The 21,824-nt window shown below is 69.6% G+C and carries 26 protein-coding genes; 13 read left to right on the top strand and 13 right to left on the bottom strand.

The genetic code is table 11. The features are described 5' to 3' along the window. Positions 1-451 precede the first annotated feature (451 nt). Positions 452-943: an ankyrin repeat domain-containing protein gene (locus tag AC1DXV_RS16405; RefSeq protein WP_477934516.1), complete on the top strand. Its 492-nt coding sequence runs from the start codon at positions 452-454 to the stop codon at positions 941-943. On the opposite strand, the gene AC1DXV_RS16400 is transcribed toward AC1DXV_RS16405, so the two are convergent. The 7 genes from AC1DXV_RS16400 to AC1DXV_RS16370 form a co-directional block, all read right to left on the bottom strand. Beyond that, on the bottom strand, positions 940-1,581 hold the full coding sequence (locus AC1DXV_RS16400) for a response regulator (protein WP_477874302.1): 642 nt from the start codon (positions 1,579-1,581) through the stop codon (positions 940-942). The two genes, AC1DXV_RS16405 and AC1DXV_RS16400, sit on opposite strands and share 4 nt — an antisense overlap. After that, the gene (locus AC1DXV_RS16395; protein ID WP_477934514.1) at positions 1,578-2,537 is read right to left on the bottom strand and encodes a sensor histidine kinase; all 960 of its coding nucleotides are present in this window, start codon (positions 2,535-2,537) and stop codon (positions 1,578-1,580) included. The genes AC1DXV_RS16400 and AC1DXV_RS16395 overlap by 4 nt, the downstream gene beginning before the upstream one ends. After that, complete coding sequence (locus AC1DXV_RS16390; RefSeq protein WP_477872442.1) at positions 2,524-3,492, bottom strand: Bug family tripartite tricarboxylate transporter substrate binding protein; 969 nt, start codon at positions 3,490-3,492, stop codon at positions 2,524-2,526. Before AC1DXV_RS16390 ends, AC1DXV_RS16395 begins: the two co-directional genes overlap by 14 nt. Next, positions 3,489-4,286 (bottom strand): ABC transporter permease, encoded by a 798-nt coding sequence (locus tag AC1DXV_RS16385; RefSeq protein WP_477872444.1) that lies wholly within the window; start codon positions 4,284-4,286, stop codon positions 3,489-3,491. Before AC1DXV_RS16385 ends, AC1DXV_RS16390 begins: the two co-directional genes overlap by 4 nt. 74 nt (positions 4,287-4,360) lie before the next feature. Continuing rightward, complete coding sequence (locus AC1DXV_RS16380) at positions 4,361-5,494, bottom strand: ABC transporter substrate-binding protein (RefSeq protein ID WP_477934520.1); 1,134 nt, start codon at positions 5,492-5,494, stop codon at positions 4,361-4,363. A 32-nt stretch (positions 5,495-5,526) separates the two neighbouring features. Further along, positions 5,527-6,504 (bottom strand): PQQ-dependent catabolism-associated beta-propeller protein, encoded by a 978-nt coding sequence (locus tag AC1DXV_RS16375; protein ID WP_477865397.1) that lies wholly within the window; start codon positions 6,502-6,504, stop codon positions 5,527-5,529. A gap of 26 nt (positions 6,505-6,530) precedes the next feature. Continuing rightward, positions 6,531-7,244, bottom strand: coding sequence for an ABC transporter ATP-binding protein (locus AC1DXV_RS16370; protein WP_477865399.1), 714 nt, complete (start codon positions 7,242-7,244; stop codon positions 6,531-6,533). Between the two features lie 447 nt (positions 7,245-7,691). On the opposite strand from AC1DXV_RS16370, the gene xoxF reads away from it, so the two are divergent. The 6 genes from xoxF (at position 7,692) to AC1DXV_RS16340 (ending at position 12,521) form a co-directional block, all read left to right on the top strand. Beyond that, positions 7,692-9,434 (top strand): PQQ-dependent ethylene glycol dehydrogenase XoxF, encoded by a 1,743-nt coding sequence (gene xoxF / locus AC1DXV_RS16365; RefSeq protein WP_477865396.1) that lies wholly within the window; start codon positions 7,692-7,694, stop codon positions 9,432-9,434. A gap of 110 nt (positions 9,435-9,544) precedes the next feature. Next, a complete protein-coding gene (locus AC1DXV_RS16360) occupies positions 9,545-9,928 on the top strand; it encodes a c-type cytochrome (RefSeq protein ID WP_477865395.1) in 384 nt (127 codons plus the stop codon). Beyond that, a complete protein-coding gene (locus tag AC1DXV_RS16355) occupies positions 9,925-10,800 on the top strand; it encodes a substrate-binding domain-containing protein (RefSeq protein ID WP_477865394.1) in 876 nt (291 codons plus the stop codon). The genes AC1DXV_RS16360 and AC1DXV_RS16355 overlap by 4 nt, the downstream gene beginning before the upstream one ends. A gap of 109 nt (positions 10,801-10,909) precedes the next feature. Further along, positions 10,910-11,581 carry a hypothetical protein gene (locus tag AC1DXV_RS16350; RefSeq protein WP_477865393.1) on the top strand — a complete coding sequence of 224 codons (672 nt, stop codon included), beginning with the start codon at positions 10,910-10,912 and terminating at the stop codon, positions 11,579-11,581. Next, entirely contained in the window at positions 11,578-11,943 is a 366-nt protein-coding gene (locus tag AC1DXV_RS16345; protein ID WP_477934512.1) for a hypothetical protein, read from the top strand. Before AC1DXV_RS16350 ends, AC1DXV_RS16345 begins: the two co-directional genes overlap by 4 nt. Positions 11,944-11,975: 32 nt before the next feature. After that, positions 11,976-12,521 (top strand): SRPBCC family protein, encoded by a 546-nt coding sequence (locus tag AC1DXV_RS16340; protein WP_477865391.1) that lies wholly within the window; start codon positions 11,976-11,978, stop codon positions 12,519-12,521. Here the strand turns inward: AC1DXV_RS16340 and pqqE are convergent. The 5 genes from pqqE to pqqA form a co-directional block, all read right to left on the bottom strand. Next, the gene (gene pqqE / locus AC1DXV_RS16335) at positions 12,496-13,644 is read right to left on the bottom strand and encodes a pyrroloquinoline quinone biosynthesis protein PqqE (protein WP_477865390.1); all 1,149 of its coding nucleotides are present in this window, start codon (positions 13,642-13,644) and stop codon (positions 12,496-12,498) included. The two genes, AC1DXV_RS16340 and pqqE, sit on opposite strands and share 26 nt — an antisense overlap. 3 nt (positions 13,645-13,647) lie before the next feature. Beyond that, the gene (gene pqqD / locus AC1DXV_RS16330; RefSeq protein WP_477865398.1) at positions 13,648-13,914 is read right to left on the bottom strand and encodes a pyrroloquinoline quinone biosynthesis peptide chaperone PqqD; all 267 of its coding nucleotides are present in this window, start codon (positions 13,912-13,914) and stop codon (positions 13,648-13,650) included. A gap of 5 nt (positions 13,915-13,919) precedes the next feature. Next, positions 13,920-14,630, bottom strand: a complete 711-nt coding sequence (pqqC, locus tag AC1DXV_RS16325) for a pyrroloquinoline-quinone synthase PqqC (RefSeq protein WP_477865389.1) — start codon at positions 14,628-14,630, stop codon at positions 13,920-13,922. A gap of 1 nt (position 14,631) precedes the next feature. Beyond that, the gene (gene pqqB, locus AC1DXV_RS16320) at positions 14,632-15,552 is read right to left on the bottom strand and encodes a pyrroloquinoline quinone biosynthesis protein PqqB (protein ID WP_477865388.1); all 921 of its coding nucleotides are present in this window, start codon (positions 15,550-15,552) and stop codon (positions 14,632-14,634) included. Between the two features lie 73 nt (positions 15,553-15,625). Then, positions 15,626-15,700: a pyrroloquinoline quinone precursor peptide PqqA gene (gene pqqA, locus AC1DXV_RS16315; RefSeq protein WP_082004224.1), complete on the bottom strand. Its 75-nt coding sequence runs from the start codon at positions 15,698-15,700 to the stop codon at positions 15,626-15,628. 286 nt (positions 15,701-15,986) lie between these two features. Between pqqA and AC1DXV_RS16310 the strand changes: the two genes are divergently transcribed. From AC1DXV_RS16310 to AC1DXV_RS16285, 6 genes are read left to right on the top strand one after another with little or no spacing between them, the layout of a single operon-like run. Further along, positions 15,987-17,009 carry an AAA family ATPase gene (locus AC1DXV_RS16310; protein ID WP_477865387.1) on the top strand — a complete coding sequence of 341 codons (1,023 nt, stop codon included), beginning with the start codon at positions 15,987-15,989 and terminating at the stop codon, positions 17,007-17,009. A 14-nt stretch (positions 17,010-17,023) separates the two neighbouring features. Beyond that, on the top strand, positions 17,024-17,872 hold the full coding sequence (locus AC1DXV_RS16305; RefSeq protein ID WP_477865386.1) for a DUF58 domain-containing protein: 849 nt from the start codon (positions 17,024-17,026) through the stop codon (positions 17,870-17,872). After that, positions 17,865-18,776, top strand: a complete 912-nt coding sequence (locus tag AC1DXV_RS16300; RefSeq protein WP_477934510.1) for a hypothetical protein — start codon at positions 17,865-17,867, stop codon at positions 18,774-18,776. Before AC1DXV_RS16305 ends, AC1DXV_RS16300 begins: the two co-directional genes overlap by 8 nt. Then, entirely contained in the window at positions 18,773-19,825 is a 1,053-nt protein-coding gene (locus tag AC1DXV_RS16295) for a vWA domain-containing protein (protein WP_477934508.1), read from the top strand. The genes AC1DXV_RS16300 and AC1DXV_RS16295 overlap by 4 nt, the downstream gene beginning before the upstream one ends. Then, positions 19,816-20,367 (top strand): MxaK protein, encoded by a 552-nt coding sequence (locus tag AC1DXV_RS16290; protein ID WP_477873757.1) that lies wholly within the window; start codon positions 19,816-19,818, stop codon positions 20,365-20,367. Before AC1DXV_RS16295 ends, AC1DXV_RS16290 begins: the two co-directional genes overlap by 10 nt. Further along, complete coding sequence (locus tag AC1DXV_RS16285; protein ID WP_477934506.1) at positions 20,364-21,371, top strand: vWA domain-containing protein; 1,008 nt, start codon at positions 20,364-20,366, stop codon at positions 21,369-21,371. Before AC1DXV_RS16290 ends, AC1DXV_RS16285 begins: the two co-directional genes overlap by 4 nt. On the opposite strand, the gene AC1DXV_RS16280 is transcribed toward AC1DXV_RS16285, so the two are convergent. Beyond that, positions 21,314-21,820: an NAD(P)H-dependent oxidoreductase gene (locus AC1DXV_RS16280; protein ID WP_477934518.1), complete on the bottom strand. Its 507-nt coding sequence runs from the start codon at positions 21,818-21,820 to the stop codon at positions 21,314-21,316. The genes AC1DXV_RS16285 and AC1DXV_RS16280 overlap by 58 nt on opposite strands. Between the last annotated feature and the right edge of the window lie 4 nt (positions 21,821-21,824).

The raw sequence follows: 21,824 nt of genomic DNA, 5'->3' as shown, positions 1-21,824 counted from the left end.
CGGCACACCTGCCCGACGCTCAATCCCTGGTCTCGCACCATGCGAACCACTTGCAGCTTGAACGCCGCATCAAATGCCCGGCGGGCTCTCTTCTTCTCGGTCATGCTCTTCTCGTCCTCTGCGGGAAAATCTCCCATCGAGGTGTCCATCAGAATTGGACCACGTCACCATGAGAGCCTTATATCAGCGAGGAAGGCATGGTTACAGAAGCAAGCTGACTGCGGTTGAGCTACCGATTGAGTGGATCAAGGGGAGAAAGCAATGGCAGTGCGGTGAACCCTGCGTCAACTCGATCAAGGCGATGTCGCTTGCGTCAGCCGGGCAGGCCAGAGAGGCTACGAAGCACTGGCGGCCGGTGATTCCCGTAGCGCGAAGCGTTGTGCAGATTGACGGCGGTATGGCCGACGGTGTTGCGAGAGTACCCCTCAGACGCTCTGCGAGAGCGAGACTCATGAACAATCATAAAAATATTGAGAATCTCATTGAACACATCGTCGCCGGTTTCCGAGCAATGGACTTGGCGAAGGAGTTCAATGGAGTTGATCTGAACGAGCCTGGAAGGCTCGGTCGCACACCGCTCATGGCGGCAACTGCGAAAGGCTCTCTGGAGATGATTGAAGCCTTGGTGCGAAGCGGTGCATCGGTACAGGCGACGGGCAGCAAGCACATGACAGCGCTGCATGAAGCATCGGTGAATGGGGAAACAAGGATTGCCGAATACTTGATCTCGAAAGGGGCCGAGATCGATGCAGCGACTGCCGATGGCGCAACTCCACTCATGTGCGCGGCTGCGTGGGGGAACATCGAAGTCGCGAAGCTGCTGCTGGAGAAAGGCGCGGACTGGGCAAGAAAAGACCGCATCGGAGCCTCAGCCGAGGACATTGCGGTCGAAAAAGGCGAGGACCACGTGGCCGACTTGATCCACGCGTATCGGACCCGCTAAAAACCCGCCGTACTGATCACCTGATGCCGGATCGCCAAGTGCACCAGCGCGGCAGATGTAGCCACGCCGAGCTTGTCCTTGATCGCCGTCTGCAGGTTCGCCACCGTCTTCGGGCTGAGCTTCAGCACCTCGGCGCAGGCGCCGGCCGAGTGGCCTTGCGCGAGCAGCCGGAACACCTCGAACTCACGTGCGCTCAGCTCGGCCAGCCGGCCGGCCTCGTCGTGCGGATCACGTTCGAGCAAGCCCGCTGGCAACTCGCGCCCCAGGTAGCGGCGCCCGGCATGCAGTTCGCGCACCGCATCGACCAGGCACTCGGGCGCACTGGCCTTCGTCAGGAAGCCGCGCGCGCCGGCCTGCAGCGCGCGCCGCACCAGCACCGGCGCATCGTGCATGCTGAACACCAGCAGCCGCGCCTGCGCGTCGCGCAGCAGAACACGGCGMAGCAGTTCGAGCCCCCCGCCCCCGGGCATCGCGAGATCCGTCACCAGCACGTCGGGCTGATGCGCGATGAAGGCCGCGCAGGCCTCGTCGGTGTCGCCGGCCTCGGCCACCACCCGGATGTCGCCTGCCTGGTCGAGCAGCCGCAGGTAGCCGCTGCGCACCACCGGGTGGTCGTCGGCGAGCAGCACGCGGATCATGCGGGCGCCTTCTCGGGCAATGCGGCAGCCGGTCGGAACGCAACCGGCATCGGCACGCGCAGCACCAGCTGCACCCCAGCGCCGGGCGACGCACGCACCTCCAGCTCGCCACCCAGCGCCGCGGCACGCTCGGTGGCACCCAGCAGCCCGAGGCCACGCGTGGCGACGGCCAGGTCCATGCCCCGGCCATCGTCCTCCACGCTGAGCTGCAGCTCGCCCTGCGCGCTGCGGCCCAGCTTCACGTGCACCGCGCTCGCGCGTGCGTGGCGCATCACGTTGGTCAGGGCCTCCTGCGTCACGCGGTAGAGCGCGATGTCGACCGCATCGCCCAGCTCCCGCGGCAGCGTCTCGTGGTGAAAGATGCAGGGCACGCCACTGCGCTCCTCCCACGCCTCGCACAGCTCCTGCAGCGCGTCGACCAGGCCCAGCTCGTCGAGGTTGGCCGGGCGCAGCCGGCGCAGCATGCCGCGCACCGACTGGTAGAGCTGCTGCGCCGCGCGGTCGGCCCGCTCGACGGATGCCAGCGTGGCCGCCCGGTCGGCCGCGCCGCACAGCCGGATCAGGGCTGTCTCGGCACGCACCGCGGCACAGCCCTGCCCCAGTTCGTCGTGCAGCTCGCGGGCCAGCGCCAGCCGTTCGCTCTCCTGCACCGCGATCAGCTGGCGCGCAAGCTCCTGGTTGTGCATCAGCAGCTCGCGCGCCTGCGCCTCGGCCTGCTCGCGCAGCGCCAGCTGCGCGCGGGCGTCGCGCGCACGGCGCAGCGCATACCAGGCGAGGCCACCGGCCAGCACCGTCAGGCTGAAGGGCAGCTCGTCGGCCTGCCAGTGCTCGTGCGGCAGCGCCCAGCGCTGCACGCGCTCGCTCAGCTCGAGGAACGACGCCAGGCCGTAGCTCGCCAGCGTCGTGAGCACGACGACGGCGGCATCGCCGAGAGAACGACGTTCAGCTGCCGCCACGCGTCAGGCCCATGCGTTCGACGATGAGCCCCTCCTTGATGAACTGCTGGCGGCAGACCTCGGCGTAGTCCGCCGGGCCGAGGTAGTCGATGACCTGGTCGTACTTCGCCAGCTCCTGGGTAAACAGCGGGTCGAACATGGCCTTCTTGAACGCGTCGTGCAGCACCGTGACCACCTCGGCCGGCAGCCCGCGCGGCCCGCCCAGGCCCCAGGGCGACATCGCGACGATGTCGTGCCCCAGTTCGCGCAGCGTCGGCACCTGCGGCCAGCGCTTCGAGCGCTGCGCGGCGAAGGTGGCGAGCAGGCGCAGCCGGCCCGAATCGACGGAAGGCCCGAAGCCGGTGGAGTTGACGCCGGCCATCACCTGGCCGTTGTCGACCGCGATCATCTGCTCCGAGGTGCCCTTGTACGGCACGTGGATGTACTTCAGGCCGCGCGCGGTGAACAGCTCCTCCAGCACCACGTGCGGCGTGGTGCCGACGCCGTTGGTCGCGATGGTCAGCCGGCCCGGGTTCTGGCGCGCATAGGCGAACAGGTCGGCGAGCTTGCGGAACTTGCTGGACGCGCTGACCAGCACGCCGAAGGTGACGCCCGAGACCTGGATGATCGGCGTCACGTCGCGGATCGGGTCCCACAGCACCTTCTGCGTGTGCACCGCGCGGAAGATCGGCTGCGGCAGCTGCGCGATCGTGTAGCCGTCGGGCTCGGCCTGCTGCAGCACTGGCATCGCCAGCGTGCCGCCGGCGCCGCCGCGGTTCTCGGTGATCACCGGCTGGCCCAGGTGGTGCGAGGCCAGCTCGGCCAGCAGGCGCAGCGAGATGTCGGTCGCGCCGCCCGCCGGCCACGGGATCCACAGCGCGATCGGGCGCGACGGGTACGGCGACTGCGCACGCGCCAGCGGCCACGCGCCGAGCGCGGCGGCGCCGCCGATCAAGCTGCGCCGGGTGACGGTCATGCCGGCGGCCCTCCGCGCTTGGTCAAGCCACCGAAGCCGCGCTGCGGGTCGTAACCCCAGCAGGCCACGACGAAGAACACGACCAGGCAGCCCAGCACCACCCACGGTGCGGCGCCCGGGTCCTTGCCGTACAGCGCGAAGCGGATCCACTCCACCGCATGCGTGAACGGGTTGAAGCGCGCCGCCTGGTACACCCACTCGGCGCCGGACTCCTGCAACTTCCACAGCGGGTAGAGCGCGGTCGACAGGAAGTACATCGGAAAGATCACGAAGTTCATCGTGCCGGCGAAGTTCTCCAGCTGCTTGATGTGCACCGACAGCAGCAGGCCCAGCGCCCCCAGCATCAGCGCACCGCACACCAGCGCGAGCAGCGCATGCAGGCCGGCCCACGAGAACAGCGGCAGCTCGGTGCCCAGCAGCATCGCCACCACCACGAAGGCCAGCGCCTGCAGCACCGAGAGCAGCGCGGTCGCGCACAGCTTGCAGAACAGCAGCCACGCGCGCGGCAACGGCGCGGTGAGCAGCAGGCGCATCAGGCCCATCTCGCGGTCGTAGACCATCGCCAGCGACGACTGCATGCCGTTGAACAGCAGCACCATGCCGACCAGGCCCGGCGCGATGTAGACGTCGTACGGGATGTAGGTGTCATACGGCTCGACGATCGCGACGCCGAACACGTTGCGGAACCCGGCCGCGAACACCGCCAGCCACAGCAGCGGCCGCACCAGCGCCGAGACCAGCCGGCCTGTCTGTTGCGAGAACTTGAACAGCTCGCGCACGATGATGGCCTGCATCGCTTGCAACGCATGCGCGATGCCGCGGCGCGCCGCCGGCTCGGCCGCGGAGGCTGCCGGAGGTGTCACAGGTTTCACCGTGTCGCTTTGCATAGCTTCTCCGGGGCATCGGCGCCCAGTGTGTCGAGCACGTCGGTCGGATGCAGCAGCCCCTCGATCGGCGCCTGCGCGATCACGCCCTGCCCGTCGGTCAGCAGCATCGACTGGCGCAGCTGCCCGTCCCACGGCCGGAAGCCCAGGCTGCCGCCCTTCGAGCCGTCGACCGGGGTCGCGGCCAGCGCCTTCGCCCACGCGGCGTTCGGCCCCTTGGGTTCGGCGGCAGCGATCGCGATCAAGGCCTTGCCGCCCATCCACGCAGCCCAGTCGTGGTCGGTCATCGGCCGCTTCAGCGCCTTCGCGAAGCGGCGCGACACCTGGGGCGCCCCGTAGCGCTCGAACTGCGCATGCCAGGCCAGCGCCACCAGCCCGGCGTCGCCGACCACCGGCCGCGGCAGCACGATGCGGTACGGCAGGCTGCGCGCGAACTCGCCCTGGCTGTCGACCACCCACACCGCGTCGTAGGCGGTGCCGGCGGTCAGCAGCAGCGGGTTGGCGAGATCACGCTCACGCGGGTCGGCCGACAGCTTGTACGGCTTGGTGGCGACCACCTGCAGCCCGTAGCGCTTGATCGAGGCCTGCGCGGTGGCCGCGCGCAGCTGGTCCTGCGGCGTGCTGCCGACCAGCAGCAGCAGCTTGCTCCATTTGCGCGACACCAGCGTCTGCGCGAGCGCGTCGGTGCGCATGCGCTCGCTGGGGATCAGGTGGAACAGGCGCGCGCGGCAATCCTGCTGGCGCAGCCGGTCGGCGGGGTCGCCCAGGTTCAGCACCGGCAGCTTCACCGCGTCGGCCACCGCCAGCGTGGCGTCGGTGCCCAGGTCGGTCAGCACGACGGCCGCGCCGGCCTTCTCGGCCGCCTGCGCGGCGGCGCGCGCGGCGTCGGGCGTGTCGGCATTCACCACGTTCAGCGCCACCGCGGCGCCGGCCGCCTCGAGCTCGAACTTGCCCTCGTCCAGCGCCACCTGCAGCCCGTCGGCGGCCGGGCCGCCGGTGTGGCCCAGGTAGGCGCGCTCCAGCCGCGAGCGTTCCAGGCGCGGGTCGTCGCCCGGCACGATCAGCGTGGCCTTCAGCGTGGCCGCTGTGGCGGTCGATGCGGTGGCAGCGCAGAACATGAGCCACACCGTCAGCGTCACCAGGCCGCGTGTCATTCGACGATCGCCACGCCGTACGGGACGCGGCCCACCGGGATGCTCTTGATCGCCTTGGCACCCGCCACGTCGACCACCGTCACGTCGTCGCTCAGCCCGTTGACGACGAACAGCCGCGCCTCGGCCTTGTCGAGCGCCACGTTCCAGGCGCGCTTGCCCACCAGCACCAGGTTCGTGGTCTTGCGGCTCGCGACGTCGATGAAGGCGACATGGTTGGCCTTGCCCAGCGCGACGAAGGCGCGCTTGCCGTCGCGCGACATCAGGATGCCGACCGGCGTGATGTCGGTCGCGCGGGCGCCCTTCACTTCCAGCTTGACGGTGTCGGTGACGGTGTGCGTGGCCGTCGCGATGATGCTGATGCTCGCGCCCAGCTCGTTGGTCACCCACAGCTCCTTGCCGTCCGGCGTCAAGGCCATGCGGCGCGGCCGCTTGCCGACCTTCACGTTGCTGGTGATCTTGGCGCTGGCCACGTCGATCACGTGGATCAGGCTCGCGACCTCGGAGGTCACGTACAGCGTCCTGCCGTCGGCGCTGACCTTCACGCCCTCGGGCTCCTGGCCGACCTTGATCGACTGCAGCTTCCTGCCGCTGGCCGCGTCGATGAAGCTGGCTTCGCCGGCGTCCTCGTTCGACACGTAGACGGTCTTGCCGTCGGGCGAGAGGTCGAAGGCCTCCGGCTCGTCGCCCAGCGGCACGCGGCGCAGCGATCTGCCGGTGGCCGGGTCGATCACGTCGGCCGCGTTGGCATCGGTGCAGGCCACCATGATCTTGCGGTCGGGCGTGAGCTGGATGTGCCGGCCGCGCTTGCAGGTGGGCACGGTGCCCTTCACCGTCAGCGTCGCGAGGTCGATCATCGTCAGCGCATCGTCCTTCTCGCTCGACACGTAGGCGGTGCCCTGCGCCGATGCGGCGGTGCAGCAAGCGATCAGCGCCAGCGCTGCGCCCAGTCCTCGGCTCGCGGTCTTGAAGTTCATCCGGGTCTGTCTCCTTGTCGTCGTCATCAGCCGGTGCGTGCGATGAAGCCCGCCTCCAGCGTGGGTTCGCCGAGGGCCTGCGTGACCTCGGCCGGCGAGCCATCGGCCAGCAGCGTGCCGCGGTGCAGCACCAGCACGCGGTCGGCGGCCACCGCCTCCTCGACCCAGTGGGTGGCCCACAGCACGCAGACGCCGCGCTCCTGCACGTCGCTGCGCAGGGCAGCCAGCAGGTCGTGGCGTGATTTCGGGTCGAGCCCGACAGTGGCCTCGTCCATCAGCATCACCGCCGGGTGGTGCAGGCCGGCGCGCACCAGCTCGACCTTGCGGCGGTTGCCGCCCGACAGCTCGCGCACCTTGCGGTCGAGCTCGCCGGCCAGGCCCAGGCGCGCGCAGCCGGCGGCGATGCGCTCGCGCGCCAGCCGGCGCGGCAGGCCGTGCAGGTCGGCCTGGAACAGCAGGTTGCGGCGCACGCTGAGGTCGAGGTCGAGCGAGATCTGCTGGAACACGACGCCGATCTGGCGCAGCGCCGAGGCGGCCGCGCGGCGCAGCGAATGGCCGGCCACCTCGACCTCGCCTTCGTCGGCCGCGAACAGGCCGGTCAGCAACTGGAACAAGGTCGACTTGCCGGCGCCGTTCGGGCCCAGCAACGCGACGAACTGTCCTGCCCCGATGTTCAGCGACAGCGACTGCAGCGCGGCGCGTTCGCCATAGCGCTTCGTCAGGCCGGTGGTCCGCAGCATCGTCGAGGAGGTCATGAAGCAGGGGTACAGCAATACGCGGGCCTGCGCCATGCTGCAGTGCAACGCCACCGCCCCCCGGGCGTTGACCCATCCGCGTCACGCCGCGGCGCGGCCCTGAAACACTCTGTGCCGAACGTGGATGCCACGAATTCGGCGCAAGGTGTCAGCGCCATTTCAATTCCGGAACACCGGCGTCACGGGCCTGGAGCGAAAGCCGGGTTTTCCCTCCTCGGGCAATCCCTGGAGGGCGCATGGGCGCAAAACTTGCGGTTGGAGCCCTTTGCCGAGTTCCGTGGGTCGCTGGGTTGGTGGGATCTTGGATGGTCATCGCGACCGGACTCTGCTCACTTCATAAAACAGGAGACTTCGATGCGAAATTCCGGTCAGTCAAGGTGGCGCATCTGGCGTCATTTGGGCATGGTGTTGCTTGCTCTGCCGCCGTTGGCAATGGCCAATGCAGACGTGGAGAAGAACATCGCGAACTCCAAGAACTGGGCGATGCAGGCTGGTGACATGTACAACCAGCGCTACAGCAAGCTCAACCAGATCAACACCGGCAACGTCGGCAAGATGCAGGTCGCGTGGAGCTTCTCCACCGGCGTGCTGCGCGGCCACGAGGGCTCGCCGCTCGTGATCGACGGCACCATGTACCTGCACTCGCCGTTCCCGAACAAGGTCTTCGCGATCGACCTCGACAGCCAGAAGATCCTCTGGAAGTACGAGCCGAAGCAGGATCCGGCGGTGATCCCGCAGATGTGCTGCGACACCGTGAACCGCGGGCTGGCCTATGCCGAAGGCAAGATCATCCTGCAGCAGGCCGACAGCATGCTGCTCGCGCTCGACGCCAAGACCGGCAAGGTCATCTGGAGCGTGAAGAACGGCGATCCGAAGCTGGGCGCAGTGAACACCAATGCGCCGCACATCTTCAAGGACAAGGTCATCACCGGCATCAGCGGTGGCGAGTGGGGCGTGCGCGGCTTCATCGCGGCCTACAACCTGAAGGACGGCAAGCTGGCCTGGAAGGGCTACAGCGTCGGCCCCGACGCCGAGATGCTGATCGACCCCGACAAGACCATGACCTGGACCAACGGCGCGATGGCGCCGGTGGGCAAGGATTCATCGGTCAAGACCTGGAAGGGCGACCAGTGGAAGACCGGCGGCGGCACCACCTGGGGCTGGTACAGCTACGACAAGGCGCTGAACCTGATGTACTACGGCACCGGCAACCCGTCGACCTGGAATCCGGCACAACGCCCGGGCGACAACAAGTGGTCGATGACCATCTTCGCGCGTGACGTCGACACCGGCATGGCCAAGTGGGTCTACCAGATGACGCCGTACGACGAGTGGGACTTCGACGGCATCAACGAGATGATCCTGGCCGACATCGACGTGAAGGGCAAGGCGACCAAGGCCTTGGTGCACTTCGACCGCAACGGCTTCGCGTACACGATGGACCGCGTCACCGGCGCGCTGCTGGTGGCCGAGAAGTACGACCCGCAGGTCAACTGGGCCACGCACGTCGACATGAAGACCGGACGCCCGCAAGTGGTGGCGAAGTACTCGACCGCGCAAGGCGGGCCTGACGTCAACACCAAGGGCATCTGCCCGGCGGCGCTGGGCAGCAAGGACCAGCAGCCTGCCTCCTACGACCCCGAGACCAAGCTCTTCTACGTGCCGACCAACCACGTCTGCATGGATTACGAGCCGTTCAAGGTGGAGTACACCGCCGGCCAGCCGTATGTCGGCGCCACGCTGTCGATGTTCCCGGCCCCGGGCAGCCACGGCGGCATGGGCAACTACATCACCTGGAATGCCGGCACCGGCAAGATCGTGCAGAGCCATGCCGAGAAGTTCTCGGTCTGGAGCGGCGCGCTCAACACCGCCGGCGGGCTCAGCTGCTACGGCACGCTGGAGGGCTACCTGAAGTGCGTGGACAAGAAGGACATCAACAAGGAGCTCTTCAAGTTCAAGACGCCGTCCGGGATCATCGGCAACGTATTCAGCTATGAGCACAAGGGCAAGCAGTACATCGGCGTGTTCTCGGGCATCGGCGGCTGGGCCGGCATCGGCATGGCCGCGGGCCTCGAGAAGGACCAGGATGGCCTGGGCGCCGTCGGTGGCTACAAGGAACTGGCCCAGTACACCGAACTGGGCGGTTCGTTGACGGTGTTTGCCCTGCCGAACTGATCGGCCGGAATCGAACCCAAGAAAGAAGCAAGAAGAAGAATCGAGACAACCTGGGCACAGGGACGRCACCCCGGGGGATGCCGTCCCACCCCTTGATGGTGGATGAATCGATGAAATTGAAGCAGTCTGTCTTCGCCGTGCTGGCATGCCTCACCGTGAGCGTGCTGGCCGACGACAAACCCTATACCGTGGTCGACGGCTACAAGGTCGACGCCAAGACCATGGAAGGCTTCCGGACCTGGCGCGCTGCCGCGTGCGACCGCTGCCACGGTGCCAACCAGGAGGGCCTGGTCGGGCCTTCGCTGATCAACAGCCTGAAGACGCTGAGCCAGGACGAGTTCGTCAAGACCGTCACCGAAGGCCGTTTGCCCAAGGGCATGCCGAGCTTCGGCGAGAGCCAGCAGGTGAAGGAGCACATCAACGACCTGTATGCCTACCTGAAGGGACGGTCCGACGGCGCCATCACGCGCGCCAAGGTCGAACCCGCCAAATGAACGACATCCGCACGTCCGTGGTGGCCCGGGTGCTGGCCGTGGCCTGTGGGGCCGTGGCCGCGTGCCCGCCCGCCGCCGCGCAGGACGCCGACAAGCCGCCGCCGCGCCAGGCGCTGCGCGTGTGCCAGGACCCGAACAACCTGCCGTTCTCCAACGTCGCGGGCGCGGGCATCGAGAACCGCATCGCCGAGGTGTTCGGCAAGGCGCTCGGGCTGCCGGTCGAGTACTACTCGTTCCCGCAGCGCATGGCCTTCATCCGCAACACCCTGCGCTACAAGCTGCCGGGGCAGGACTACCCGTGCGACATCGTGATGGGCGTGCCGGTCGGCTACGACCAGGTGTCGGTGACCAAGCCCTACTACCGCTCCACCTATGCGCTGGTCTTTCCGCAGGGCCAGGGCCTGGACCAGGTGAAGTCGGGCGACGACTTCCTGAAGCTCGACCCGGCCCGCCTGGGCAAGCTGCGCATCGGCATCTACGACCGCTCGCCGGCCTCGGACTGGCTGAACGTGCACCGCCTGGTCGAGCGCGGCGTGCCCTACCCGATCATGAACGCCGACCCGCAGCAGTACCCGGGCGAGATCATCGAGAAGGACCTCGCGGCCGGCAAGATCGACGCGGCCATCGTGTGGGGGCCGATCGCCGGCTACTTCGCACAGCGCGTCAAGTCGCCGCGGCTCACCGTGGTGCCGCTGAAGTCGGAGCCCGGCGTGCGCTTCGACTACGAGATGGCGATGGGCGTGCGCTACGGCGAGCGCGAGTGGAAGCAGAAGATCGAGGGCCTGATCGAGTCGCAGCAGGCGGCGATCCAGGCCATCCTGAAGGACTACGGCGTGCCGGTCGTCGATGAATCCTTCTCCTACAAGAAATGACCCACCCCCGAAGCGCCTTCGGCGGGCCCCCTCGGGCTGGCGCCCTCTCCCCCTCAAGGGGGCGCCGCCAGCGGCCCGGCAAAGCCGGTTCCGCGGCGGCCGCTTGATCATGCGGTTCCATGCGTGGCGGGTCGCGCTGGCGGTAATGCTGCTGCCGGCGACAAGCTACCCGGCCCAGGATTTCTCCGCAGCCGAGCAGGCCATCTTCCTGGCCGACCAGCTGACCAACCTGCAGCCGCCGTCGACGCTGCGCTACAGCTTCCGCAAGGCCGGCAGCCTGGAGGGCGGCTTCGACGACAGCGTGGTGCTGTCGTTCAGCAGGCAGGCCGACGGCAGCTGCTGCGCGTCGAAGGGCGAGTTCCTGAGCGGCCCGCGCCGGCTGGCCCTGCCCGACGTCGAGAACGCAAAGGCCAACCCGGTGATCCTGTACTTCCTGGAGCACGACATCCGCGAGATGCACCGGCTGACGCAGGGCCCGGAGAACTACTTCCGCAAGCGCATCCGCATGACGGTGTACCAGGGCGCGACGGTGGCACCGGCCTCGTTCCGCTACCGGGGCAAGACCGTCGCCGGCCGTGAGATCTCGTTCAAGCCCTACCTGGACGACCCGAACCGCTACCGCTACGAGAAGCTGGCCGACAAGGAATACCGCTTCCTGCTGTCGGATGCGGTGCCCGGCGGCGTGCTGGGCATCCGCACGCGGATCGCGGCGGCCGGGGCCGCGGCCGATGCACCACCGCTGCTGTCCGAAGAACTGCTGATCGAAGGCGCCACACCATGATGAACCCACTGCACCGACTGCTGTGCCTGTCCGCCCTGCCCTGGCTGCTGGCCCCGCTGGCCGCCGCGGCGAACGACTTCCCCACGTCGGAGCGCGTGATCTACGTGCAGGAGTGCATGCGCACGCACCCCGGCCCGCATTTCGAGATGATCAACAAGTGCTCGTGCGCCGTCGACGCGATGGCCAGCGAGGTGCCGTACGACGACTACGTCGGCATGATCACGGTGGTCAACGCGATGTCGATCGGCGGCGAGCGCGGCGGCGCGCTGCGCGACAACGAATCCGTCAAGCCGCAGATCAAGCGCTACCGGGATCTGGAAACCAAGGTCCACAAGGCGTGCTTCATCAACGACGCCAAGTAGCCGCGACGGCACCCCCCCCCAAGGAAGATGTCATGCCCATGAAACTGCTTGGCGGCTGGCTCGCGCCACTGGCCGCGACCGCGATGCTCGGCGTCGTGCCCCTGACCGGCGAGGGCCACGGCCCGACGCGCCAGAAGGTGGTCGAGAAGATCACCATCGATGCACCCGCCGCCGCGGTATGGGGCCGCATCAAGAACTTCGATGCGCTGAAGGACTGGCTCCCGGCCGTCGCCGAGAGCCCGGCCTCGCAGGGCAACGCGGTGGGCTCGGTGCGCTCGCTGAAGCTGAAGGGCGGCGGCGAGCTGACCGAGACGCTGGAGGGCTACGACGACGCGGCGATGAAGTACAGCTACCGCGCGAAGGACGGCGGCGCGCTGCCGGTGACGAACTACACCTCGACGATCACCGTCACCGCGAGCGGCAAGCAGTCGATCGTCGAATGGCGCGGCGCCTTCTACCGCGGCTACCCGCAGAACGACCCGCCGCCGGACCGCAACGACGAGGCCGCCGTGAAGGCCATCACCGGGGTCTACCAGAGCGGGCTGGCGAACCTCAAGGCGTTGGCAGAGGCCCGCTGAGACGCCGCGAATTGACGGGGTCGCGGAACACGAGAGGGTGTTCCGTCACGGCCTTCACGCCGACCGTGGCGGCGCGTTCAACCGCTGCCTGCACCAGGTGGTGCTGCGGGCTCTTGCTGCACACCGGGTCGGCGGCCGCTGCGTCGTGCGCCAGCATGTACGCCTGGCAGCGGCAGCCGCCGAGATCGACCTCGCGCTGGTCGCAGCTGGCGCACGGCTCCTTCATCCAGCCGGTGCCGCGGTAGCGGTTGAAGCCCTCGGAGTCGAACCAGATGTCGCGCACGCTGTGCTCGCGCACGTTCGGGAACGCCAGGCCGGGCAGCATCTTCGCGGTGTGGCAGGGCAACGCGGTGCCATCGGGCGCGACGGTCAGGAACATGCTGCCCCAGCCATTGACGCACTTCTTCGCCTTGCCCTCGTGGTAGTCGGGTGCGACGAAGAAGAGGCGCATGCGGTCGCCCAGGCGCGCCCGCCATTCGTCGGTCACGCGCTCGGCGTGGCGCAGCTGTTCGTGCGTCGGCAGCAGCTGGTCGCGGTTCAGGAAGGCCCACGAGTAGTACTGCGTGTTGGCCAGCTCCAGGTACTCGGCGCCCAGCTCGGCGGCCATGCCGATGATGCGGTCGATGTGGTCGATGTTCAGCCGGTGGATCACCACGTTCATCACCATCGGCCAGCCATTGGCCTTGATGATCTGCGCCACCTTGTTCTTCAGGCCGAAGGTCTTGGTGTGCGACAGGAAATCGTTCATCTCGCGCGTCGAATCCTGGAACGACAGCTGCACGTGGTCGAGCCCTGCGGCCTTCAACGCCGCGGCGCGCGCCTCGGTGAGGCCGACGCCCGAGGTCAGCAGGTTGGTGTAGTAGCCCAGGCGGTGCGCCTCGGCGACGATCACCTCCAGGTCGTCGCGCAGCAGCGGCTCGCCCCCCGACAGGCCGCACTGCACCGCGCCGAGTTCGCGGCCCTCGCGCAGCACGCGCAGCCAGTCGTCGGTGCCGATCTCGTCTTCCTGGCGCGCGAAGTCGACCGGGTTGTAGCAGAACACGCAGTGCAGCGGGCAACGGTAGGTCAGCTCGGCGAGCAGCCAGAGAGGCGGTCCAGGTCGGGATGACGACACAGCGCTCATCGCTCAGTCCCAGGCCAGCCAGCGCTGCTTGGCGGCCATCTCGACGAAGGCCAGCACATCGGGTTCCAGGCCCTTGGCCGAGAAAGCCGTCTCCAGGTCTTCGACGATCGCGGCGACGCTGCGCTGGCCGTCGCAGCGCTTCATGATCTCGCCGGCACTGCCGTTGAGCTTGACCATGCCCTCGGGGTAGAGGAGCACGTGGCAGTCCTGCACCGGCTCCCACTGCAATCGGAAGCCGTTGCCGACGCGCGGTTGGGTCGAAGTGGTCAATGCACTCACGCCGTGACCCCGTAGCGAGTGGCCATCGCGTCGTTCATCGCCCAAAGAATGTCGAGCTTCAACTGCAGCACCTCCAGCGCCCGCTCCTGCAGCGGTCGCGTCGTGAAGTGGTCCAGCGTGATGGCCAGCCCCTGCTCCACGTCGCGCCGCGCCTGGCTCAGGCGGTTGCGGAAGTAGCTCAACCCCTCGGGCTCGATCCAGCCGTAGTGCTCCGGCCAGGTCGCCAGCCGCTGCTTGTGGATCTCGGGCGCGAACAGCTCGGTCAGCGACGAGCACACCGACTCCTGCCACGGTGCGCGCCGCGCGAAGTTCACGTAGGCATCGACCGCGAAGCGCATCGCCGGCACCACGTGGCGCAGGTCCTGCACCTCCTCGCGCGCCAGGCCGACGGCCTGCGCGAGCCGCAGCCAGGCCTCGATGCCGCCGGCGTCCTTCACGCCGCCGAGCTCGAAGCCGTCGTGGTCGAGGATGCGCTGCACCCACCCACGGCGCACCGCGGCATCGGGGCAGTTCGACAGCACGGCCGCGTCCTTGATCGGGATCGCGATCTGGTAGTAGAAGCGGTTCGCCACCCAGCCGCGCACCTGCTCGGGCGTGGCGCGGCCGGTGTTCAGCATCACGTTGAACGGATGGTGGATGTGGTACGACTTGCCGCGCTCGCGCAGCTGCGCCTCGAACTCGGTTCGGCTCCACGCAGGCATCGTCATCTCATACCTCGATGGTCATGCCGTCCTCGCAGACCTCGATGCCGGCGCGCTGCAATTCGGCGCGCTGGGGCGAGTCCTCGTCGAGGATCGGATTGGTGTTGTTGATGTGGATCAGCAGGCGCCGCGTGCGCGCCGGCAGGCGGCCCAGCCACTCGACCATGCCACCCGCGCCCGACTGCGGCAGGTGGCCGATGTCGCGCGCCGATTTCTTGCTCAGGCCGAGCGTCTTCATCTCGTCGTCGGTCCAGAAGGTGCCGTCGACCATCACCGCGTCGGCGCTCGCCATCGCGTCGAACACCGGCGGCGTGATCTCGCCCAGGCCGGGCGCGTAGAACACCGACGTGCGGCGGGTCGTGTCGACCAGCGTCATGCCGATGTTGTCGCCGGGCACCGGCGCATCGCGGTGCGGCGAGTACGGCGCGGCCTTGCTGCTCAGCGGCAGCGCTTTGAAGGCGAGGCCGGCCACGCCGGGCACGCTGAACGGCGCGCCGTCGAGCCCGATGCGCTGCCGCTGCACGCCGCAGAAGTGCGACAGCACGCGCAGCACCGGGTTGCCGTGGCTCAGGTCGTCGTCGACCGGATCGGTGCACCACAGCGGCAGCGGCGAAGTCCGCTCGCGCAGCATGAAGAGCCCGGTCGCGTGGTCGATCTGCCCGTCCATCAGCACGACGCCGGCGATCGCGGTGTCGCGCAGCGCGCGCGCCGGCTGCAGCGCCGGGTGGCTGCGGATCTGCTCGAGGATGTCGGGCGAGGCGTTGAAGAGCACGCCGTCCACCGCATCGTCGGGCCGCACGAAGATCGACGACTGCGTGCGCGGCTTCGCGCGCACGCGGCCCGAGCGCACGCCGGCGCAGTTGGCGCAGTTGCAGTTCCACTGCGGAAAGCCGCCGCCTGCGGCCGAACCGAGGACAGTGATGCGCATGCTGGGGGGGGATGTTGGGGCCGGCACCCCGGGGCGAACCCGGCGTGCCGGCGAGGATGACGAAACGCCGCGATCAGCGGGCCGCGACGTACATCGTGATTTCGAAGCCGAAGCGGAAATCGGTGGCGGTAGGTGTTTGCCAGGTCATGTAGAGATCTCCTTGTCGATGGACTCACAGCGCCGGTCGGCGGCTGCGGGGGCCCCGGGGTCCCGTCCTGCATGGTGGCCTGCGATGCGCGATCGCTCCAGTCGGGTGATCATGAATGCGAACTGGCGATTTTCATGAATCGTTGCCGCAGGGACTTGCGGGCATGCCTCTTGCCAAGAAGCCCTCTTGCGCAGGCCACATGCCGAGGCCGTCCCACGGCTGACGCAGACTGTCCCGCGGCCGGCGCGCCACCCGAGTTGCGTCGAACCACATGGAGACGCACCGCATGGACCGAAACGACGCGCTGCTGAGCGACTGGCGCGAACGCGCGCTGGCCCTCGAGGCCGAGGTGGGCAAGGCGGTGATCGGTCAGGCCCGGGTGATCCGGCTCGTCAACATGGCGGTGTTCGCGCGCGGCCACGTGCTGCTGCAGGGCGACGTGGGCGTCGGCAAGACAACCCTGCTGCGCGCCTTCGCGCAGGTGCTGGGCGGCGACTTCGCGCGCACCGAGGGCACCATCGACCTGATGCCCAACGACCTCGTCTACTACACCTACATCAGCGCCGAGGGCCGGCCGGCGGTCGAGCCCGGCCCGCTGATCCGGCACGGCGAAGACCTGGCGATCTTCTTCTTCAACGAGATCAACCGCGCGCGGCCGCAAGTGCATTCGCTGCTGCTGCGCGTGATGGCCGAGCGCAGCGTGTCGGCCTTCAACCGCGAGTTCCGCTTCCCGCACCTGGTGGTGTTCGCCGACCGCAACCGCGTCGAGCGCGAGGAGACCTTCGAGATCTCGTCGGCCGCGCGCGACCGCTTCATGATGGAGGTGACCATCGATGCGCCGGCCAGCGATGACTACCGCCGCGAGCTGATGTTCAACCCGCGCTACCACGACACCGACCGGCTGCTCGAAGAGCTGCCGGCGGCGATGCTGAACCACCAGGCGCTGAACGAGGTGGCCGAGGCGATCCAGCGCAGCGTGCAGGCCTCGCAGGCGCTGCAGGACTACGCGCTCGGGCTGTGGCGCGCCACCGCGGTGCCGGCGGAGTACGGCGTGAAGGTCTCCGGGCTGGACAGCGCGCAGCTGATGCTGGCCGGCGCCAGCCCGCGCGGCATGAGCTACCTGCTGCGCGCGGCGCGCGTGGCGGCCTGGCTGGACGGCCGCCATTTCGTGACGCCGGAGGACGTGCAGGCGGTGTTCGTCGAGACCATCGCGCACCGGCTGTGCTACCAGCCRGTGTACGAGATGCGGCGGCAGGAGATCTCGGGGCCGCTGATGAGCGGCATCCTCGCGAGCGTGGCGGCACCCTAGGGTCGGTCGACGTCATGGCGCAGCCCACCCCCGAGATCCACTACCGCATCGGCAGCGCGGCGCTGGGCCATTTTCCGGGCCACCACCGCAGCCGCCGCGGCGACAGCGGCTTCGAGTTCCGCGGTCATGCGTCGCTGCTCGACGCGCCCGACCCGCGCCGGCTCGACCTGCATGCGAGCCTGCGCGACCCGTTCGGCCAGTGGTCGGTGCGCGTCTACAGCCAGCGCAAGTCGATCCCGGTCGCGGTGGTCGCCGACCTGTCGGCCTCGATGGGCTTCGAAGGCGCGCAGCGCCGGCTCGGCGTGCTGGCCGATTTCGTCGACAGCCTGGCGTGGTCGGCCTGGCGCACCGGCGACAGCTTCGGCTTCGTCGCCTGCGACGACCACGTGCGCAGCGACCTGCTGCTGCCGCCCAGCCGCTCGCGGGCCGCCGCCGGCGAGCTGACGCGCACGCTGCGCAGCCTGCAGCCCAGCGGCCGCTCGGCGCACGGCCTGCACCAGGCCCACCGCTACCTGCCGCAGCGCCGTTCGCTGGTCTTCCTGCTGTCGGATTTCCATTGGCCGGTCGACGAGGTCCGCGCCGTGCTGGCCAGCCTGGCGCACCACGACCTGGTGCCGGTGCTGCTGTGGGATCCGCAGGAGTTCAGCCTCGCCGCCCCGCGCGGCCTGGCCCAGGTGCTCGACCCCGAGAGCGGCCGCCAGCGCCTGGTGTGGTGGCGGCCCGCGCTGCGCGAGCAATGGCGGCAGCACCAGGCGCAGCGGCGCGAGGCGCTGCTGCAGGCGTTCCGCGCGCAGCGGCTGAACCCGCTGTTCATCGAGGGCGCCTTCGATGCCGACGCGGTGACGCGGCACTTTCATGCCTGAGTCCTTGCGCCGTGGCCTGCTCGCGCTGGCCTTGATCGCGTGCAGCGGCGCCGCGCCGGCCGCCGGCACGCTGCGCGCCAGCACCGTCGAGCCGCGCGCCTTCGGCTACCACGTGGGCGATCTCGTCGAGCGCGAGCTCGTCGTCCACATCCCTGAGGGCTTCGTGCTCGACGAGGCCACGCTGCCGCGGCCGGGCGCGCGCGGCAAGGCGATCGAACTGCAGGCGGTGTCGCGCCACAGCACCTCCGAAGCCGGCGGCACCCGCCTCGCGCTGCAGCTGCGCTACCAGGTGTTCCTCGCACCGACCGAGGTCCGCACGCTGGAGATCGCGCCGTTCTCGCTCGGCTTCCAAGGCGCCGGGCGAGACCAGGCGCTGCGCGTCGACGCGTGGCCGGTGACGGTGTCGCCGCTGGCGCCCGCCGAGGTCTCGCCGCGCCAGGGCCTGGGCGAGCTCCGCCCCGACCTGCCGCCGCCACGGCTCGACACCGGCCCCGCGCAGCGCCGCCTGCTGGCCTGGGGCGCGGTGCTGCTGCTGTGCCTCGCGTACCTCGCGCAGATCTACCTCATCCTGCCGGGGTGGGCGCAGCGCCGGCGGCCGTTCGCGAGCGCGTGGCGGCAACTCAGCCACCTGCCGGCCGACGCGCCGGCGCCCGAGCGGCGGGCCGCGTTCCAGCACGTGCACGAGGCCTTGAACCGGACGGCTGGCGAGGTGGTGTTCGAGCACGGCGTCGACCGCTTCGTCGCCGCGCAGCCGCGCTATGCCGCGCTGCGCGCCGAGCTGCTCGCGTTCTTCCAGCAGTCGCGGCGCGAGTTCTTCGCCGACAGCCCGGCGGCCGCGAACGACGGCCGCTGGCTGCTCGAGTTCTGCCGCAAGTGCCGCGATGCCGAGCGGGGTGCCGCGTGATCCACTTCGACCACCCGTGGCTGCTGGGCCTGCTGCCGCTGGCACTGCTGCCGTGGTGGGCGCGCGCCGCGCAGCCGGTGCGCAATGCCTGGGTCGCGCTGCTGCCGCGCGACCGCGCCTCCGATGCCTTGCAGCGCGTGCTGAAGGGTGCCGCCGTGCTCGCGCTCGCGCTGCTGGTGCTGGCGATGGCCGGCGCCTACCGGCCCGAGTACACGGTGGAACGGGTCGGCCAGGGCGCCGAGATCGTCGTCGTGCTCGATCGCAGCCGCAGCATGGACGAGGGCTTCGCCGGCGCCCGCCTCGCCGCCGGCGCGGCCAGGCCACGCGGCACCGGCCCCGAGGCGCTCGACTACTACATGAGCCTGTCGCCGGGCCGCTCGCGCGATGCGAAGGGCAAGGTCGCGCGCCGGCTGCTGTCGGCCTTCGTGACCGGCCGGCCCGACGACCGCTTCGGGCTGGTGGTGTTCAGCACGCTGCCGATGCGGGTGCTCGAGTTCACGCAGAAGAACGACGTGGTGCAGGCCGCCATCGCGGCCGGCGAGATCGGGCGCGGCCTGTCGGAGACCAACATCGGCCTCGCGCTGCTGGACGCGCTGTCGTTCTTCGACGAGCGGCCCTACACCGGCTCGCGCATCGTGATGCTGGTGTCCGACGGCGGCGACCGGCTCGATGAGGCCACGCAGGAGCGCATCGCCTTCGCGGCGCGCAAGCACCGCACCGCGATCAACTGGTTCTACCTGCGCTCGGCCAACAGCCCCGGGCTGAATGCCGAGGCCGGCGACCCGCTGGGCGCCGCCGACACCGTGCCTGAGCACCAGCTGCACCGCTTCTTCCAGTCGCTGGGCACGCCGTACCGCGCCTACGAGGCCGACAACGACAAGGCCTTGCAGGCCGCGATCGACGACCTGAACCGGCTGGAGAACCTGCCGATCACCTACCTCGACACCGTGCCGCGGCGCGAGCTGTCGCCCTATGCCCACGGCATCGCGCTGCTGTGCGTGCTGCTGTTGCTGGGTGCGCAGGCGCTGGAGATCAAGCGATGGGCCTGATGACACCGCAGCGGCGCACGCGCCTCGTGATCGCGGTGCTGGCCCTCGCGGCGCTGGCGGCGGTGATCGACGGCGTGCACCTGTGGCGGCTGCAGCGGTGGAACGCGGCGATTGCCGCCGGGCCACCGGTCGCCCGCAACGACGGCACGCCGCCCGCCGAACTGCAGTTCGCGCTGGCCCATGCGCAGGCGGCCAGCGGTGCCGCCGACGACGCGCTGAAGCGCTACCGCGCGTTGCAGGGCGATTCGGCGCTCGGCCAGGCGGCGCGCTACAACAGCGCGAACCTGCTGGTGCGCCAGGCGCTGGTGGTGCGCGCCGGCACGCAGCCGGGTCTCGCGATCCCGCTGCTGGAGCTGGCCAAGGAGGGCTACCGCGAGGTGCTGCGCCACGACCCCGGGCAATGGGACGCCCGCTACAACCTCGAGCGCGCCCAGCGCCTGCTGCCCGACCCCGACGAATCGCTGGTCGAACCGGCCGACGGCCGGCGCGACGCCGAGCGCGCCGTCACGACGATGCGCGGCTATTCGCCGGGCCTGCCATGACGATCAAGGCGTTCGATGCGCTGCCGGCACTGGCGGCGCTCGCGCTGGCCGCCACCTTCCTGAACCCCGGCGTGCGCATCGAGCGCCGGCTGTTCGAGCACGTGGTGGTGCTCGACATCACGCAGAGCATGAACGTGACCGACGAACTGCTGGACGGCAAGCCGGCGTCGCGCCTCGCGTTCGCGAAGCATGCGCTGCGCGAGAGCCTGCTCGCGCTGCCCTGCGGGTCGAAGGTGGGCTGGGCGGTGTTCACCGAGTACCGCTCGTTCCTGCTGCTGGCGCCGGTGGAGGTGTGCGCGAACCTGGGCGAGCTGCGCGCCACGCTCGAGCGCATCGACGGCCGCATGGCCTGGTCGGGCAACAGCGAAATCGCCAAGGGCCTGCACAGCGCGCTCGGCATCGCGCGCGACCTGCCCGGCAAGCCCTCGCTGGTGTTCATCACCGACGGGCAGGAGGCGCCGCCGCTGAACCCGCTGTACCGGCCGGCCTTCGACGACAAACCGGGCGAGGTGCCGGGGCTGATCGTCGGTGTCGGCGACCTGCTGCCCTCGCCGATTCCGAAGACCGACCCGCTGGGCCGGCCACTGGGCATCTGGCGCGCCGACGAGGTGATGCAGACCGACCTGCGCAGCCAGGGCCGCGGCGCCAGCGTCAACGGCGAGAAGCTGGCCGACGACGGCGCCGGCCCGCCGGCATCGGGCCTGGGGGCGACACCGGGGCGCGAGCACCTGTCGGCGCTGCGCGAGGGCTACCTGCGGATGCTGGCGAGCGAGCGCGGCCTGCGCTTCCATCGGCTGCAGGCGGCGCAGGGGCTGTCGGACGAGCTGTCGTCCCCGGCGCTCGCGCGGCCGGTGGTGGCGCGCGCCGATGCGCGGGTCGCGCTGGCGGCGCTGGCCTTCGTGCTGCTGCTGGCGCGCAGCGGGTGGCCGGTGCTGCAGCGGCTGCGTCAGGCGGCGGGGTGGAAGAAGCGGTCGGCCGCGGCGCCGGCTTCGGCATCGGACTGAACCGCGCCGGGCGGGCCGCCCTTGCCCCACAGCGTGCCGGCGAACGGCATCGCGAGGAACTCGGCGCAGAACTGGGCGGAGTCGATCATCGGCTGCGCCTTCGCGCGGTTGCCGCTGGTGGTGATCAGATGCATGCACTTCTTCGCCATCTCGGCCTTGAACGGCAGGCCGTCGATGCGCATCCACGCGCTCCAGTGGTCGAGGTAGGTCTTCAGCGTGCTCGGGAAGCTGTACCAGTAGACGGGCGCGACCAGCACGAGGTCGGTGCAGGCCATCGTCGCGTCGAGYAGCGTGCGCAGGCCGGCCTCGGGCCAGGGGTAGGTGCCGGCGGTGTGGCGCAGGTCGGTGAAGGGCTGCATCGGCAGGTGCGCGAGGTGCAGCCAGGTCTGGGTGGCATCGGCCGGCAGGCCGGCGGCCGCACGGCGGGCCAGCCATTCGGGGCCAGCCATTCGG

Source organism: Rhizobacter sp. P3_C12 (assembly GCF_056402735.1).
Note: the sequence above shows the minus strand (reverse complement) of the source record. Positions and strands in the feature narration are given on the sequence as shown.

Bases quoted from the DNA above. Each gene is read 5' to 3' on its own strand.
- AC1DXV_RS16405 (WP_477934516.1), top strand. From the start codon at position 452: ATGAACAATCATAAAAATATTGAGAATCTCATTGAACACATCGTCGCC.
- AC1DXV_RS16390 (WP_477872442.1), bottom strand. From the start codon at position 3,492: ATGACCGTCACCCGGCGCAGCTTGATCGGCGGCGCCGCCGCGCTCGGC.
- AC1DXV_RS16385 (WP_477872444.1), bottom strand. From the start codon at position 4,286: ATGCAGGCCATCATCGTGCGCGAGCTGTTCAAGTTCTCGCAACAGACA.
- AC1DXV_RS16380 (WP_477934520.1), bottom strand. From the start codon at position 5,494: ATGTTCTGCGCTGCCACCGCATCGACCGCCACAGCGGCCACGCTGAAG.
- AC1DXV_RS16375 (WP_477865397.1), bottom strand. From the start codon at position 6,504: ATGAACTTCAAGACCGCGAGCCGAGGACTGGGCGCAGCGCTGGCGCTG.
- AC1DXV_RS16370 (WP_477865399.1), bottom strand. From the start codon at position 7,244: ATGCTGCGGACCACCGGCCTGACGAAGCGCTATGGCGAACGCGCCGCG.
- xoxF (WP_477865396.1), top strand. From the start codon at position 7,692: ATGGCCAATGCAGACGTGGAGAAGAACATCGCGAACTCCAAGAACTGG.
- AC1DXV_RS16360 (WP_477865395.1), top strand. From the start codon at position 9,545: ATGAAATTGAAGCAGTCTGTCTTCGCCGTGCTGGCATGCCTCACCGTG.
- AC1DXV_RS16355 (WP_477865394.1), top strand. From the start codon at position 9,925: ATGAACGACATCCGCACGTCCGTGGTGGCCCGGGTGCTGGCCGTGGCC.
- AC1DXV_RS16350 (WP_477865393.1), top strand. From the start codon at position 10,910: ATGCGGTTCCATGCGTGGCGGGTCGCGCTGGCGGTAATGCTGCTGCCG.
- AC1DXV_RS16345 (WP_477934512.1), top strand. From the start codon at position 11,578: ATGATGAACCCACTGCACCGACTGCTGTGCCTGTCCGCCCTGCCCTGG.
- AC1DXV_RS16340 (WP_477865391.1), top strand. From the start codon at position 11,976: ATGCCCATGAAACTGCTTGGCGGCTGGCTCGCGCCACTGGCCGCGACC.
- pqqE (WP_477865390.1), bottom strand. From the start codon at position 13,644: ATGAGCGCTGTGTCGTCATCCCGACCTGGACCGCCTCTCTGGCTGCTC.
- pqqC (WP_477865389.1), bottom strand. From the start codon at position 14,630: ATGACGATGCCTGCGTGGAGCCGAACCGAGTTCGAGGCGCAGCTGCGC.
- pqqB (WP_477865388.1), bottom strand. From the start codon at position 15,552: ATGCGCATCACTGTCCTCGGTTCGGCCGCAGGCGGCGGCTTTCCGCAG.
- AC1DXV_RS16305 (WP_477865386.1), top strand. From the start codon at position 17,024: ATGGCGCAGCCCACCCCCGAGATCCACTACCGCATCGGCAGCGCGGCG.
- AC1DXV_RS16300 (WP_477934510.1), top strand. From the start codon at position 17,865: ATGCCTGAGTCCTTGCGCCGTGGCCTGCTCGCGCTGGCCTTGATCGCG.
- AC1DXV_RS16290 (WP_477873757.1), top strand. From the start codon at position 19,816: ATGGGCCTGATGACACCGCAGCGGCGCACGCGCCTCGTGATCGCGGTG.
- AC1DXV_RS16285 (WP_477934506.1), top strand. From the start codon at position 20,364: ATGACGATCAAGGCGTTCGATGCGCTGCCGGCACTGGCGGCGCTCGCG.